This window comes from Flavobacterium sp. IMCC34518, from assembly GCF_027111095.2.
Taxonomy (GTDB): domain Bacteria; phylum Bacteroidota; class Bacteroidia; order Flavobacteriales; family Flavobacteriaceae; genus Flavobacterium; species Flavobacterium praedii.
Genome location: NZ_CP114284.2, coordinates 23,671 through 39,607, shown reverse-complemented (window position 1 = coordinate 39,607; position 15,937 = coordinate 23,671). Strand labels below are relative to the sequence as shown.

The window sequence follows — 15,937 nt, the reverse complement described above, 5'->3', positions numbered from 1 at the left end:
GGGCTTTTTTTAATCACAGAATTAATGATTTACCATATAAGAAATTTAAGAAAATGTAAGATTTTACTTTTTATGTCCCTGCTTAAATGAACTTATATTTCTTATATGGTTAAAAAAACAAGAAATGCGAAGACTATATTTAATACCAGCCTTGTTACTATTCTTGTGCCCCCAAATCAGTATGGCACAGTCTAAAACAAAATGGTTTGATCCTAATAAATCAGCGTCTACTTATTGTAACCCCATCAATATTGGTTATAATTACACTACTGAAAACCATAATGGAATTCCAGATTCTCGTCGTTCGAGTGCCGACCCATTAATTATTACTTATAAAGGAGAATATTACCTGTTTGCTACCAATCAAGCAGGATTCTTTTGGAGTAAAGATATGTCGGACTGGAAATTTGTTTATGGCAGTTTTCAACGCAATCCCAGTGATGATGATCAATGTGCTCCTGCGGCTTGGGTGGTCAATGACACTTTGTTTTATGTAGGTTCAACTTGGAAAAAGGATCACCCAGTCTGGAAATCGGCCAACCCAAAATCCGGTCGTTGGACTCGGCACGTTAATACTGCCATGTTGCCTACTTGGGATCCTGCTATTTTTCAGGATGACGACAAAAAAGTATATATGTATTATGGTTCAAGCGGAAAATTACCGCTTTGTGGTGTTGAGGTAGATTATAAAACGTGGTTACCAAAAGGAAATCAAGAAGATTATCAAAAGCTATACTCAGCAACCGAAGTTGAAGATATTCAGTGTCCTTATGGCGAAATAAAAGCAGTTGTAGGCTTAAACCCGACAGAGCACGGTTGGGAGCGTTTCGGCCCCAATAATGATATGGAACCGGCACCTTGGGGTAATTTTATTGAAGGGGCTTGGATGACCAAACACAATGGTAAATATTACATGCAATATGGTGCTCCAGCCACCGAATTCAAGGGCTACGCCAATGGTGTTCATGTTGGCAATAGCCCACTAGGCCCATTTACGTACCAAAAACACAATCCGATGTCATATAAACCAGGCGGATTTGTGATAGGAGCGGGACACGGTAATACTTTTGCCGACAATTATGGTAATTACTGGAATACCGGAACGTGCAAGATTTCTGTAAAAGACCGTTTTGAACGCCGCATCGATATGTTTCCTGCTGGATTCGATAAGGATGATATTATGTATTCCATTACTGCTTATGGGGATTTTCCAACTTTACTCGCAACGAAAAACCGTGATCAAACCAAAGGTGCTTTCTCGGGATGGATGTTGCTTTCGTATAAAAAAAATGCAACGGTGTCTTCTTCGGAAGAGTGTATGGATGTACAAACGCACCGAGTAGATACTGGCGGGAAAAAAGTATTTGAAAAAATCTGTTACAATGCACAGAATTTGACCGACGAGGATATTCAATCGTATTGGTCGGCAAAAACGGATAATCCAGGCGAATGGTTGCAAATTGATTTGGGCAGAAAAATGAGAATTAATGCTTTACAAATTAATTATGCTGATCATAAAGCGACACAGTACAACAAGGCAATGGATATTTATTACCAATACCAAATATTTATGTCAAATGATAATCAAAATTGGACTTTGGTGGTTGATAAATCCAAAAGTGATAAAGATACTCCTCACGATTATCTAGAATTAACCAAATCTATTGAAGCCCGCTACATAAAAATGGTAAATATTCACAATGCCTCAGGATTATTTGCTGTTTCTGATTTCCGTGTTTTTGGCAACGGATTATCCGAGAAACCAAAATCGGTTACTGGATTTAAAGTGGATAGAGATAATGACGACTCCCGCTCTGCTATGATTCACTGGGACGCACAGCCTGATGCCGTTGGGTATAACATTTATTACGGAATTGCTCCAGATAAATTATACAACAGCATCATGGTTTATGATGCGAATTTTTATGATTTCAGAGGATTAGATATAGGGACTAGCTATTATTTTGCTATTGAAGCTTTTAATGAAAATGGAATTGGACCTAAAACCACTGTTGCCGTTTCTAATTGAGTTTGAATTTCGTAATAATATTGAAAATAACAGTCTTTAAAAAAGACTAATTATCTTTTTAATCTTCGGTCAATTTTACCGGTTGGTACTAATCTCGGATAGTTATAAAAATCGAAATCGTTTTCGGCTTAACTACAAGGTTGTAGTTTGATTGAGATTGCAATTTTATGATTTTAATGCTTATTTTTACTTTATATATTAACACATAATCAAAATGAAACATATTTTTTCAATTATTCTCGTTTTTACTTTAAGTGTGATTCAGGCACAAAGTGTAAAATCTCCATCGAGTGCCCTTGAGGTCAATTTTAAAATAGTAAATAATGGACAGCCATCATATACTGTAAATTACAAAGGTAAACCTATTATTCTGGAAAGTACTTTAGGAATAAAACTCAAGGAGAGAACCGCTCTTGATTCAAATTTTGAAATTATAACTTCAAAATCGGCTACATTTAATGAATCTTGGAAACCAGTTTTAGGTCAAAAAGCAATTATTGAAAATCAGTACAACGAACTTACAATTGCTCTTAACCAAAAAGAGACCAATGTAAAAATGAACATCATTTTCAAAGTTTATAATGAAGGTGTCGCTTTTAGATATGAGTTTCCAAAACAAGAGAAACTAAATTATTTCATTATTTCGGATGAGGTTTCCCAATTTAATTTAACCGAGGATTACAAAGCCTTTTGGATACCTGGTGATTTTGATAGTAATGAGTATGTTTATAATGAAACAAAACTTTCAAGTATAGACAATACAAAATTGAATTTGAATAATGGAATTGGGGTAAAATCGATTCCTGGTAAATATACGGTTCAAGCACCTTTAATGATGAAATCGGCATCAGGATTGTATGTAAATATTTTTGAAGCAGCAGTAGTTAATTATCCAGTTATGCATCTAAATGTGGATGGTGCAAATTTTAAATTATCATCACAATTGGTTCCTAATGCAATAGGTGATAAAGCCTATTTACAAGCACCCTGTGTATCACCGTGGAGAACCATTATGGTAAGTAAAGATGCCCGTGATATTGTGGGTTCATCAATGATTTTGAATTTAAATGAGCCTTGTAAACTAGACGATGTTTCGTATATAAAACCAATGAAATATGTGGGGATTTGGTGGGAAATGCACGTAGGATTATCCACTTGGGATTATGCAGGTTCACAAAATGCTCAGAATATATCTTCTAAAGAGTTATTGCCATCAGGAAAACATGGAGCAACAACTGCAAATACCAAAAGATATATTGATTTTGCTGCCAAAAATGGATTTGACGGTGTATTGGTTGAAGGTTGGAATGTAGGTTGGGAAGATTGGGCTGGCAATTGGAAAGAAGAAGTATTTGATTTTACAACTCCTTATCCCGATTTCAATTTGGCAGAAGTTACGGCTTATGCCAAAGAAAAAAATGTAAAAATGATTATGCACCATGAAACTTCGGGTTCTGTGGCGAATTATGAGCGTCATTTGGATCGAGCTTTTGATTTGATGAAAAAATACGATTATCCAGCAGTGAAATCTGGTTATGTCGGCAAAATTATTCCTCGTGGTGAGTTTCATGACGGTCAAACGATGGTGAATCACTTCAACTTCGTGGCAAGACGCGCCGCCGATTACAAATTAATGATCAATTCGCATGAATCGTCTCGTCCTACTGGTTACAGTCGCACGTATCCAAACTATATTGCTGCCGAGGCTGCCCGTGGTAATGAATTTAACGCTTGGAGTAATGGAAATCCACCAAGTCACGAAACTATTTTGCCTTTTACAAGACAGCTAGGAGGACCTATGGATTATACTCCCGGTATTTTTGAAATCAAAATGAGTTACTATGACAAAAATAAAACAGAACAAGTGCATACTACTTTGGCAAAGCAATTGGCTTTGTATGTAACGATGTATTCTCCTTTGCAAATGGCGGCCGATTTACCAGAAAGTTATGAAAAACGTATGGATGCCTTTCAATTCATTAAAGATGTAGCTTTGGATTGGGATGATACAAAAATTTTGGAAGCTGAACCTGGTGATTATTTGACAATTGCTAGAAAAACCAAAGGAAAACAAACATGGTTCTTAGGTGCAATTACCGATGAGAATGCCAGAAAAACGGAAATAACTTTAGATTTTCTAAACAAAGGACAAAAGTATAAAGCTATTATTTATGAAGATGCCAAAGATGCCGATTGGAAAAACAACCCAATGGCTTATAAAATAAGAACCGTTGAAGTTACAAACAAGTCAAAATTAAACTTGGTTATGGCTCCTGGTGGAGGAACAGCCATTAGTTTTGAACCAATTAAATAGTTTTCTTTAATTGTGTTTACTGAAATCCTGAATGCTTATATAAGTATTCAGGATTTTTTTTGAATTTCATTTTGATATTGTTTTAGATTGTCGAAATTGCGCTACCATTAAATCCCAAATAATTTCATATTTCGACAAAATGAAAAAAAATCTACTTTCAACACTTTTGCTTTTAAATTCGGTTGTGTTTTTTGCACAAACCAAAGAGGAACAACTATTTAAGAAAATATACAATGCTGCATTGACAAATTCTCAGTGTTATTCTTGGTTGGATCATCTTTCTAATGATATTGGGTCTAGATTGTCTGGGTCAGAAGGTGCTGCTAAAGCGGTTCAATACACCAAAAAGCAAATGGAAACTTTAGGTTTTGACAAAGTGTATTTGCAAGAAGTAATGGTGCCTCATTGGGTTCGTGGCGAAAAAGAAACAGCTTACATTCAAGATGATAAAACTAAAATTAAAGTTCCAATCTGTGCTTTGGGTGGTTCAATTGCAACTCCCAAAAAGGGCATAACTGCTGAAGTAATTGAAGTTCATAGTTTGGAAGAATTAAAAACTTTGGGGGTTGATAAAATAAAAGGTAAAATTGTTTTTTATAACAGACCAATGGATAATGGGGCTATTGAATCATTTACTGCATATTCTGGAGCGGTAGATCAACGTTATGGAGGAGCTGCCGAAGCTTCAAAATATGGAGCAATTGGAACTATAGTGCGTTCAATGAATTTGAGATTAGACGATTATCCGCATGCAGGAGGTCAAAGTTATGGTAACATTCCCAAAGAAAAATACATTCCAACTGCCGCTATTAGTACCAATGCTGCCGAATTATTAAGCAAAACTCTAAAAAGTAATCCCAATTTAAAATTCTTTTTCAAACAATCTTGTCAGCAATTGGAAGAGGCACTTTCTTATAATGTTGTTGGAGAAATCAAAGGAACGGAACATCCTGAAAATATTATGGTCGTGGGCGGTCATCTTGATTCTTGGGATTTGGCCGATGGGTCTCATGACGATGGGGCAGGGGTAGTACAAAGTATGGAAGTGATGAATATCTTTAAAAACTTAAATTATAAACCCAAAAACACTCTTCGTATTGTGCTGTTTATGAATGAAGAAAACGGAACGAGAGGTGGAAAAAAATATGAAGAATTATCTTTGGCTAATAAAGAAAACCACATTTTTGCTTTAGAAAGTGACGAAGGTGGATTTACTCCAAGGGGGTTTTCATTAGATTGTGACGATTCCAATTTTAGTAAAATCACAAATTGGAAAGGTTTATTTGAACCTTATTTAATTCATAGTTTTGTAAAAGGCCATACTGGATCTGATATTGAAGCATTAACGGCAGGAAAAATTGTTAAAGCTGGTTTAAAACCAGATTCACAACGTTATTTTGATTACCACCATGCTGCAAATGATACCTTTGATGCAATCAATAAAAGAGAGCTAGAACTCGGAGCTGGAACGATGGCAGCTGTGGTCTATATGATAGATCAAAACGGCATCGAATAATTGGTTTTAAAAGAATAAAACATACTTAATAAACCTGTAAGCAATTCAAAATCTTACAGGTTTTCTTTTGAAAAATAGTTTCATGAAGATTCCTTGGAACAAATAATAATTGAAACTATGTATTGTCATAAATAAATGTGAAATTCTCATTTTTTAAAACGCTCATACTTTTTAATACACAAAATAAATCCTACTTTAGCGTCATATTAAAAGATAAAAAAATGATTAGCCAAATACAATTTCAAAACGAATTAAATAGCCTAATTAGTAACGCAATAAGAGAGGATGTAGGACCTGGAGACTATAGCTCATTGGCTTGTATACCTGAAAGCGCAATGGGAAAAGCAAAATTATTGGTAAAAGAAGACGGTATCATTGCCGGCGTAGCTCTTGCTAAAATGATTTTTGAGTATGTAGATCCTAATATGCAAATCGAAACTTTTATAGAAGATGGTACTCCAGTCAAAAAAGGGGATATTGTTTTTCATGTTTCGGGCAGTTCTCAATCTATTTTAAAGTCAGAAAGAGTAGTATTAAACACCATGCAACGTATGAGTGCTATTGCTACTAAAACCAATAGTTTTGTACAATTACTTGAAGGAACAAAAACAAAAATTTTGGATACCCGAAAAACAACACCCGGATTTCGTGTAGCCGAAAAATGGGCAGTAAAAATTGGAGGAGGAGAAAATCACCGTTTTGCTTTGTATGACATGATTATGTTAAAGGATAATCATATCGATTTTGCAGGTGGTATTACATTGGCAATAGCCAAAACCCAAACCTATCTTAAAGAAAATAATTTAGATTTAAAAATCATCGTTGAAGCCAGAAATCTAGCTGAAATCGAAGAAATTTTAAAAAGCAATGGGGTGTATAGAATATTAATTGATAATTTTAATTACGAAGACACTCGTACAGCAGTTGCTTTGATAGGTGACAAATGTCAAACGGAATCTTCAGGTAATATTACCGAAGAAACTATGCGTAATTATGCAGAATGCGGTGTTGATTATATTTCATCAGGAGCATTAACGCATTCGATTTATAATATGGATTTAAGTCTAAAAGCAATTTAGAGTTATGACATTTAAAATTGAGGCTAAACTCGAAAAAATTCCAATCATAAGGAATCTGATGCATGTCTTAAAAAAGGTTAAAGTGCCAGGTTTGGGTGGTTTCTCGTTCTATGATTTATTAGAATTGTATTTCGAGGGCATCATCGATGGAGCATTTTCGTATCATGCAAGTGCAGTAGCTTTTAGTTTCTTTATGGCCTTGTTTCCTTTTGCTTTGTTTATTTTAAATCTAATTCCATTTATACCGATTGAAGGATTTCAAAATGATTTTCTGCAATTTGTAAAAGAGGGAGTGCCACCAAATACCTATGATGCAATTGCTAATATTATAAATGACATCCTTAATAATAGTCACTCAGGATTAATGTCTTCGGGTTTTTTATTGTCTATTTTCTTAATGGCCAATGGAATAAATGGGATTTTGGGTGGTTTTGAATCTTCCCGCCATGTAATAGAAAAAAGAGGTTTTTTTAATCAATATTTTGTGGCATTAGGTATTTCGTTAATTTTGTCGATTCTCTTACTGTTGACTGTTTCTATTATTGTGATTTTTGAGGTTTTTATTCAAAAAACAATTATTCAAGACGTGTTAAGTGATCGAATTCCGTTGATAATTTTGGGGAGATATCTTTTTATAATTTTGATGATATTAATTACATCATCTATCTTATTACGATACGGAACAAAACAAGCCCATAAACCTCCTTTTATAAGTATTGGTTCAGTCTTTACAACCATACTTATAATTGTATCTTCTTATTTTTTTGGAATTTGGGTAATTCGATTCTCAAAATACAATGAATTATATGGCTCAATTGGTACATTGTTAATTATGATGTTTTATATATGGATAAACTGTATGATCTTATTGTTAGGTTTCGAATTGAATGCCACAATTCACAAATTGAGAAAAAACAAACTATTATTGTAAAGTTTAATAATAAATTGGATTGTTTAGATGAAATTTTGTATTCTTGTCAAAAATAATCCAAATATATATTTTTATCATAATTTGGAATAATATAAACAGTGAGACATTAATTTAAGAAAAAATGAAAAAAAGTATCGTATTTAGTTTAGTTGTGTTTTTTGTTATGATTTTCAATGCCCAAAGCCAATCTGTTTTAGGAAAATGGAAAACCATTGATGATGCAACAGGACAAGCTAAATCAATTGTAGAAGTATATGAAAAATCAGGTAAAGTCTATGGGAAAATTATAGAAATCCTAAATCCTGAAAAAAGAAAATCGCTTTGTACAAAATGTACTGGTGAAGATAAAAATGCTCCGATTTTGGGCTTGGTTATAATCAAAGGTCTAGTAAAAGATGGTAATGAATACAATGACGGTAAAATTTTAGATCCTTCAAAAGGAGAAGAATATAAATGTTTTATAACACTTGATGGTAAAGATAAACTTAAAGTGAGAGGTTTTGTTGGAGTTTCTTTGTTTGGAAGAACACAATATTGGTACCGAGTTAAATAGTTTTGGTTTAAAGTTTTTAAGATATAAATCAAACCCACCTTTTTTCTTAAAGCTTCGGACTAAAAATCTAAAATTATTCAATGCATTTTGTAGAGGTTATTTTACCGCTTTCTCTTGCCAAAACTTTTACATACAGAGTTTCGGAAGCTGAATTTCTTTTTATGAAAAAAGGAATGAGGGTGACTGTGCCTTTTGGTAAAAGCAAAATATACACTGCTTTGGTAATAGAAATTCATAATAATGAGCCTACATTATATGAAGCCAAGGAAATTCATCAAATTTTGGACAACTTTCCAATTGTAACCGAAGTTCAAATTAACCATTGGAAATGGATTGCCGATTATTATATGTGTGCCATTGGTGATGTATATCGTAGCGCAATGCCAAGTGCATTATTGTTGGAAAGTGAAACCTTAATTACAAAAAAAAGTGACACTTTTGTTGATGAGAGCTTGCTGTCAGATGATGAGTATTTAGTGTATGAAGCATTGCAACATCAAAGTTCATTAAAGGTACAAGACATTATATCTATTCTTAATAAAAAAAATATTTTTCCCATCATTCAAAAATTGTTGGATAAAAATATAATAGTACTGCAAGAAGAAGTTCATGAAAACTACAAACCTAAATTAGTTAAATACTTACGGTTACATTCAAAATATGATTCGAATGATGGCTTGAAATTATTACTTGAGATGCTTAAAAATGCAAATAAGAGAAAGGAATTAGTCCTGAATTATTTTCAATTAAGTGCCGCTGAAAAAAAACCAATTTCGGTTAAAAAATTAGTAGAAACTGCGAAGTCTTCTTTAGCAATCGTTAAAGCTTTAGTCGAAAAAGAAATCTTTGAAGAATATTATTTACAAGAAGATCGCATTAACTTTTCAGGAAATGGGAGAGAAGGTGAATTGCAATTGAGTAAAGCGCAACAAAAGGCTTTTGAATCTATAAAAGAAAGTTTCGATCAAAAACCAGTTTGTTTATTACATGGTATTACTTCGAGTGGTAAAACCGAAATATACATAAAACTTATTGAAGATTACTTAATCACGGGGAAGCAAGTTTTGTATTTGCTACCTGAAATTGCTTTAACGACTCAATTAGTTTCTAGATTAAGGATCCATTTTGGAAATAAAGTAGCCGTTTTTCATTCAAAGTACAGCAATAATGAACGGGTGGAAGTCTGGAATCAAGTTTTGTCAAACGCAGAGAAGGCTCAAATTGTAATTGGGGCCAGATCGGCTTTGTTTTTGCCTTTCTCTGATTTAGGATTTGTGATTATTGATGAAGAACATGAGCAAACCTTTAAACAATCAGATCCAGCACCTCGCTATCATGCTCGAGATGCTGCCATTGTTTTAGCAAATATGTACCAAGCCAAAGTGCTTTTGGGATCGGCAACACCAAGCATTGAATCGTATTATAATGCAGTATCAAGTAAATTCGGTTTTGTTGAAATTTCAGAACGTTTTGGAAATGTAAGTTTGCCTGATATTCAATTGGTCGATCTAAAAGATAAGTATTTTCGAAAAAAAATGAACGGACATTTTAGTGATGTTCTAATCGAAGAGATTACGTTGGCCTTGTCATTGGGGGAACAAGTTATTTTGTTTCAAAATAGGAGAGGGTACTCGCCAATAGTTGAGTGCATAACATGTGGGCATGTACCACATTGTCATTCATGTGATGTAAGTTTGACCTATCATAAACATAAGAATCAATTGCGTTGCCATTATTGTGGGTATTCTATTGCTAATCCCACTCATTGTCATTCATGTCATAGTGTTGATTTGATTACCAAAGGTCTTGGGACGGAGCAAATAGAACAGGAATTACTAAATATTTTTCCAAGTGCTAAAACGGGACGTATGGATCAGGATACAACCAGAGGTAAATTTGGGTTCGAAAAAATTATTGATAGTTTCAAAAATCGAGAATTTGATATATTGGTTGGAACTCAAATGCTAGCCAAGGGATTGGATTTTGATAATGTGAATTTAGTGGGTATTATGAATGCCGATACAATGTTGTATCATCCAGATTTTAGGGCATTCGAACGAAGTTTTCAAATGATGACACAAGTTGCAGGACGATCAGGACGATCTGATAAAAAAGGAAAAGTAGTAATACAAACCTATAATCCTAATCATAATACGGTTCAGCAAGTTACCAATACAGATTATGTAGGAATGTACAAAGAACAATTGTATGATCGGCAAATTTATAAATACCCTCCTTATTATAGGATAATTAAATTGACATTAAAACAAAGGGATTTCGAGAAACTCAAACAAGGCTCTATGTGGTTGTATCAAGTTTTGAGTCAAAATTTGGCAATGCCGGTATTAGGTCCTGAAGAACCAGCAATCAGTAGAATTCGAAATGAGTATATTAGGACAATTGTTATAAAGATTCCTCAAAATAATTCAATTATAAATACAAAAAAAACTATTCAGAAAATACTGAATAGTTTTGAGGCTGTAGCGCAATATCGAGCTATTAAAATTACTGTAAATGTTGATTTTTATTAAGTAGTGTTTTAAGAATAGGCAAGTGCTTTTACTAGATCTTCTTTTTTATTACGACTTAAAGGAATTTTTGTTACTCCAATTTCTGCAAATTTACTGTTAAAACGGTCAATTTTATCAATATTTACAATGAATGACTTATGTACTCTAATGAATTTGTCTTTTGATAAATCATTCTCAAAAGATTTCATTGTCGAGAGGACAAGATTACTGTCATCTTCAGTAACAACTTTTACGTAATCACCAAAAGCTTCTATCCATTTGATTTTAGAAGTAAATACCTTTAATTTTTTTAAATTACTTTTAATGAAGATATGCTCACCTTCATCTTCTTTATTTTCTTTTTTCAATAGAAAATTATCAATTGCCCTACGTACAGAAGCATTAAAACGCTCTATTGAAATAGGCTTTTGTAAATAATCGGTAGCATCATAATCAAAAGCTTTCATAGCATATTCTGCTTTTGAGGTAATGAAGATAATCTGGGGCTTAGTTTTTAGACCATCAAGAAAGTCAAAACCATTAATTACAGGCATCTCAATATCAAGAAATATCAAGTCTACCGTGTGGACAGTCATACAGCTTTTCGCTTCAATTGCATTAGAAAAATCACCAATCAAGTTTAAATTGGTGTGATTGTTAACCAATTTTGCAATAATCATTCTTTGTATTGAACTATCATCTACAACAACACAGTTTAGTTTCATAATATCAAATTTTTGATTTGGTATAGTAAAAATAGTTTTTTTTTTTTATTAATCTAATGAATTCAAATATTTTTTTGTCATTCGTCGATTATTGTTTAATTGTACTTGTATGTTCAAGAAAAAAGTTTACTTTTGCACCCAATTTAACAAATAAATAAATTTTTTATGAATCATTATGAAACTGTTTTCATTTTAAATCCCGTTTTATCTGAAGTTCAGGTAAAGGAAACAGTAAGCAAATTTGAAGATTTTCTTACTAGTAGAGGAGCAGAAATGGTATCGAAAGAAGATTGGGGTCTGAAAAAAATGGCTTACGAAATTCAAAACAAAAAAAGTGGATTTTACCACTTGTTCGAATTCAAAGTTGCTGGAGAGGTTCTTATCGCTTTTGAAACTGAATTTAGACGTGACGAAAGAGTTATGCGTTTCTTAACTGTAAGTCTTGACAAACATGCTATTTCTTGGGCTGAAAGAAGAAGAGCAAAACTTAAATCTACAAAAGCTTAATTATCATGGCAACATTACAACAATCTGCTTCAGGAAAAAAAGACGGGGATATCAGATATCTTACGCCTTTGAACATAGAAACAAACAAAACTAAAAAGTATTGTCGTTTCAAAAAATCAGGTATCAAATATATCGATTATAAAGATGCTGATTTTTTATTGAAATTCGTTAACGAACAAGGAAAAATTCTTCCTCGTCGTTTAACAGGAACTTCATTAAAATACCAAAGAAAAGTGTCTGTAGCTGTAAAAAGAGCTCGTCACTTAGCTTTGATGCCATACGTGGCCGATTTATTAAAATAATTAAAAATTAACAGTTGTTGGTTTTCTGAAACATGAAACCTAACTTCTCAAACAAAGGACAACAACATGGAACTTATTTTAAGAAAAGATGTTCAGAATTTAGGATTTAAAGATGACGTAGTAAATGTGAAAAACGGATACGGTCGTAATTTTTTAATTCCACAAGGATTTGCTCACTTAGCTACTTCTTCTGCAAAGAAAGTATTGGCTGAAAACCTTAAACAAAGAGCACACAAAGAAGCTAAAGTTGTAGCAGATGCTAAAGCATTGGCTGAAGCTTTAAAAGCTATCGAAATTAAAATTTCTGCAAAAGCAGGTGGTGAAAAATTGTTTGGTTCAATTACAAACATTGATATCGCTGAAGCTTTGGCTAAAGGTGGTCAAGTAATTGATAGAAAATTTATCACTTCTGGTATCGTTAAACGTACTGGTAAATATACTGCTTCTGTAAGATTACATAGAGATGTAATCGTTGAATTACCATATGAAATTATCGCTGAAAAAGCATAATTTTTTAATTTATTATTAAAATCCCGATGAAAGTCGGGATTTTTTTTGTTTAAACGAAGTTATTAATTGATTCGGAGCAGAAAAACCAGGTATTTTTGGGAATATCGTCCCGCTTTTCGTTGCAATCTTATAAGCCAGTCCCGATAACTATCGGGACTGGCTTATAAGGATTTCCACTTCAATCGGGGCTAAAGGGAGATATTCTGCCTTTTTGTTATTATCTAAAAAAGGTGTCTAACTTCTAAAATCTAACTTCAAAATCTAATTTCTAAAAATGAAATACGCAAGACTTACAAAAGAACAATTTGAAGAATTAACCCAAGAGTTTACTAATTTTTTGGCTTCTCAAGCTATTGACAAGGTAGAATGGGACCAAATTAAAGCGAATAAACCTGAAGTTGCCGAACAAGAATTGGATGTTTTTTCGGATTTGATTTGGGAAGGTGTGCTCACAAAAGCCACGTATTTAGAATTTTTCTCTAAAAATCATATTTTTCTATTTCAATGTTTCGACACAGATATAAAATCGATTGTTCTAAAATCATTAGTTCCTGAAATTGATTTTTTGACCAAAGAAGGTTTAGAATGGCTTAGTGACAATATGTTTACAGAAACAATAGAAATGAAAGTTGGGAAAAAAGAGTTTACTGAAGAACGTAATCTTTCTATCTTTCAATTGATCCAACAGGGTTCTTTTTTGAGTGACGGGCAATTATACAATCAAATTAATACGATTATCGAGTCGTAAATTTGATTTTTAAACTTTAAATTGGTTATTTTAGTAGATTATTTAATCGACTAGAATAGCCAATTTTGTTTTATGAATATACAGCAGACCATACAAACGCTTAGGGAAGAACTCAATCTTCACAATCATAATTATTATGTTTTGGATAAACCGACATTATCTGATTATGAGTTTGATATGAAATTGAAGGAGCTTCAAGACTTAGAAAATAAGCATCCTGAATTTTTTGACGCCAATTCTCCAACGCAAAGAGTAGGAGGGACAGTCACTAAAAACTTTGAAACTATTCCGCATGAATACCGTATGTATTCACTAGACAATTCCTATTCTAAAGAAGATTTGATCGATTGGGAAAATAGAATTCAGAAAGTTTTAGGAAATGTCGCTTTAGAATACACCTGCGAATTAAAATATGATGGTGCATCAATTAGCATTACTTATGAAAATGGTATACTTAAACGGGCAGTAACTCGTGGAGATGGTTTTCAAGGTGATGATGTGACCAATAATATAAAAACGATCAAGTCTATACCATTGCAATTGAAAGGGAATTATCCAGAGCAATTTGCTATTCGAGGTGAAATTATTTTGCCTTTTGTTGGTTTCGAAAAAATGAATCAAGATTTAATTGAAATTGGAGAAACGCCCTATTCTAATCCCAGAAATACCGCATCTGGAAGTTTGAAACTGCAAGACAGTGCCGAAGTAGCTAAACGTCCTTTAGATTGTTTACTTTATTTTTTAATTGGTCCCAACTTGCCTTTTTCTTCTCAATTTGAAGGACTTGAAGTTGCTAGAAAATGGGGATTCAAAGCTCCGAATGAAGCAAAATTGGCAAAGAATCTCGATGAAGTTTTTGAATTTATTAATTATTGGGATGTTCATCGCCACGAATTACCGTATGAAACAGATGGTGTGGTTATAAAAGTGAATGATTTTCGACACCAGGAAGAGTTAGGTTTTACAGCCAAATCACCGCGTTGGGCAATAGCTTATAAGTTTAAATCGGAACAAGTAGCTACAAAACTAAATTCGATATCCTATCAAGTAGGACGAACTGGAGCTATTACCCCTGTTGCCAATTTGGAACCTGTGCAATTAGCTGGAACGATTGTAAAACGAGCTTCTTTGCACAATGCTGATCAAATTGAAAAGTTAGATATTCGAATTAATGATACCGTTTTTGTAGAAAAGGGAGGAGAGATTATTCCTAAAATTATTGCCGTAGATTTAAGTAAACGTCCTGAAAATTCAGAGCCTACAAAATATATTTCCCATTGTCCTGAATGCAATACTGAGTTAATTCGAGGAGAAGGAGAAGCGAATCATTATTGTCCTAATTTTTATGGGTGCCCTCCACAAATAATAGGACGAATTCAGCATTTTATTTCAAGAAAAGCAATGGATATTGAGGGACTTGGAGGCGAGACTGTGGCTTTGCTATTCAATAATGGCTTGGTGCACAATTATTCTGATTTGTATGAATTGACTATTGAGCAAATTTTACCATTGGAGAGAATGGCGCAAAAATCAGCTGAGAATTTAGTAAAAGGAGTCGCAAATTCTAAGAAGATACCTTTTGAAAGCGTTTTGTTTGCCTTGGGAATTCGATTTGTTGGGGAGACAGTTGCCAAAAAGTTAGCAAAGCATTATAAAAATATTGATGCATTACAGCAAGCAACTCTTATGGATTTAATTTTGGTTGACGAAATTGGTGAAAGAATTGCTCAAAGTGTGATTGATTTTTTTGAGAATAAGGAGAATATAGCGATCATCGAAAGATTAAAAAGTTATGGTGTTCAATTTGAAATCATCGAAAAAATTAATCCAAATGCAACAGAGAAATTCCTTGGTAAAACATTTGTAGTTTCTGGAGTTTTTTCTGACTTTTCAAGAGATGAATTAAAAAAGGCTATCGAAGATAATGGTGGAAAAGTAGGGAGTTCAATATCTGCTAAAACCGATTTTGTTGTTGCTGGTGATAATATGGGACCTGCTAAATTGGAAAAAGCAACTAAACTAAATATTTCTATTATTTCAGAAGAGCAATTTATAAAAATGTTAAATGAAAGCTAGTACACCATCATTAATATTATTTTTTATAACTTCTGCATCAGCTATCATTTTCAAATTATTGGATTTTGAAATAATGGTTTTATTAACTAAATCTATTATAATCCCGTCTTTGTTTATATATTATTTTGTATCTAATA

13 protein-coding genes are annotated in these 15,937 nt (G+C 33.1%); 12 read left to right on the top strand and 1 reads right to left on the bottom strand.

Translation table 11 applies throughout. The features are described from left to right. Window positions 1-124: 124 nt before the first annotated feature. From OZP06_RS00190 to priA, 7 genes are all read left to right on the top strand, one after another. Window positions 125-2,029: a discoidin domain-containing protein gene (locus tag OZP06_RS00190; protein ID WP_281324063.1), complete on the top strand. Its 1,905-nt coding sequence runs from the start codon at window positions 125-127 to the stop codon at window positions 2,027-2,029. A 214-nt stretch (window positions 2,030-2,243) separates the two neighbouring features. After that, window positions 2,244-4,343: a glycoside hydrolase family 97 protein gene (locus OZP06_RS00185; protein ID WP_281324062.1), complete on the top strand. Its 2,100-nt coding sequence runs from the start codon at window positions 2,244-2,246 to the stop codon at window positions 4,341-4,343. A gap of 139 nt (window positions 4,344-4,482) precedes the next feature. Next, window positions 4,483-5,859 (top strand): M28 family peptidase, encoded by a 1,377-nt coding sequence (locus OZP06_RS00180; RefSeq protein WP_269223109.1) that lies wholly within the window; start codon window positions 4,483-4,485, stop codon window positions 5,857-5,859. A 221-nt stretch (window positions 5,860-6,080) separates the two neighbouring features. Continuing rightward, a complete protein-coding gene (gene nadC / locus OZP06_RS00175; protein WP_269223108.1) occupies window positions 6,081-6,938 on the top strand; it encodes a carboxylating nicotinate-nucleotide diphosphorylase in 858 nt (285 codons plus the stop codon). Window positions 6,939-6,942: 4 nt separating this feature from the next. Beyond that, window positions 6,943-7,869 (top strand): YihY/virulence factor BrkB family protein, encoded by a 927-nt coding sequence (locus OZP06_RS00170; protein WP_281324061.1) that lies wholly within the window; start codon window positions 6,943-6,945, stop codon window positions 7,867-7,869. Window positions 7,870-7,990: 121 nt separating this feature from the next. Continuing rightward, window positions 7,991-8,422 carry a DUF2147 domain-containing protein gene (locus OZP06_RS00165; RefSeq protein WP_281239444.1) on the top strand — a complete coding sequence of 144 codons (432 nt, stop codon included), beginning with the start codon at window positions 7,991-7,993 and terminating at the stop codon, window positions 8,420-8,422. Between the two features lie 80 nt (window positions 8,423-8,502). Then, on the top strand, window positions 8,503-10,953 hold the full coding sequence (gene priA, locus OZP06_RS00160) for a primosomal protein N' (protein WP_269223107.1): 2,451 nt from the start codon (window positions 8,503-8,505) through the stop codon (window positions 10,951-10,953). A gap of 8 nt (window positions 10,954-10,961) precedes the next feature. Here priA and OZP06_RS00155 read toward each other — a convergent pair whose 3' ends face one another. Beyond that, a complete protein-coding gene (locus OZP06_RS00155; protein WP_269223106.1) occupies window positions 10,962-11,657 on the bottom strand; it encodes a LytTR family DNA-binding domain-containing protein in 696 nt (231 codons plus the stop codon). A gap of 165 nt (window positions 11,658-11,822) precedes the next feature. Here OZP06_RS00155 and rpsF point away from each other — a divergent pair, with 165 nt between their 5' ends. From rpsF to ligA, 5 genes are all read left to right on the top strand, one after another. Further along, window positions 11,823-12,164: a 30S ribosomal protein S6 gene (rpsF, locus tag OZP06_RS00150; RefSeq protein WP_116761249.1), complete on the top strand. Its 342-nt coding sequence runs from the start codon at window positions 11,823-11,825 to the stop codon at window positions 12,162-12,164. A 5-nt stretch (window positions 12,165-12,169) separates the two neighbouring features. Further along, window positions 12,170-12,466: a 30S ribosomal protein S18 gene (gene rpsR / locus OZP06_RS00145; protein WP_007138295.1), complete on the top strand. Its 297-nt coding sequence runs from the start codon at window positions 12,170-12,172 to the stop codon at window positions 12,464-12,466. 66 nt (window positions 12,467-12,532) lie between these two features. After that, window positions 12,533-12,976, top strand: a complete 444-nt coding sequence (gene rplI, locus OZP06_RS00140; RefSeq protein ID WP_269223105.1) for a 50S ribosomal protein L9 — start codon at window positions 12,533-12,535, stop codon at window positions 12,974-12,976. Between the two features lie 274 nt (window positions 12,977-13,250). Beyond that, window positions 13,251-13,724: a DUF6495 family protein gene (locus OZP06_RS00135; RefSeq protein WP_269223104.1), complete on the top strand. Its 474-nt coding sequence runs from the start codon at window positions 13,251-13,253 to the stop codon at window positions 13,722-13,724. A 72-nt stretch (window positions 13,725-13,796) separates the two neighbouring features. Beyond that, window positions 13,797-15,800: an NAD-dependent DNA ligase LigA gene (gene ligA, locus OZP06_RS00130; protein WP_269223103.1), complete on the top strand. Its 2,004-nt coding sequence runs from the start codon at window positions 13,797-13,799 to the stop codon at window positions 15,798-15,800. Window positions 15,801-15,937: the final 137 nt, after the last annotated feature.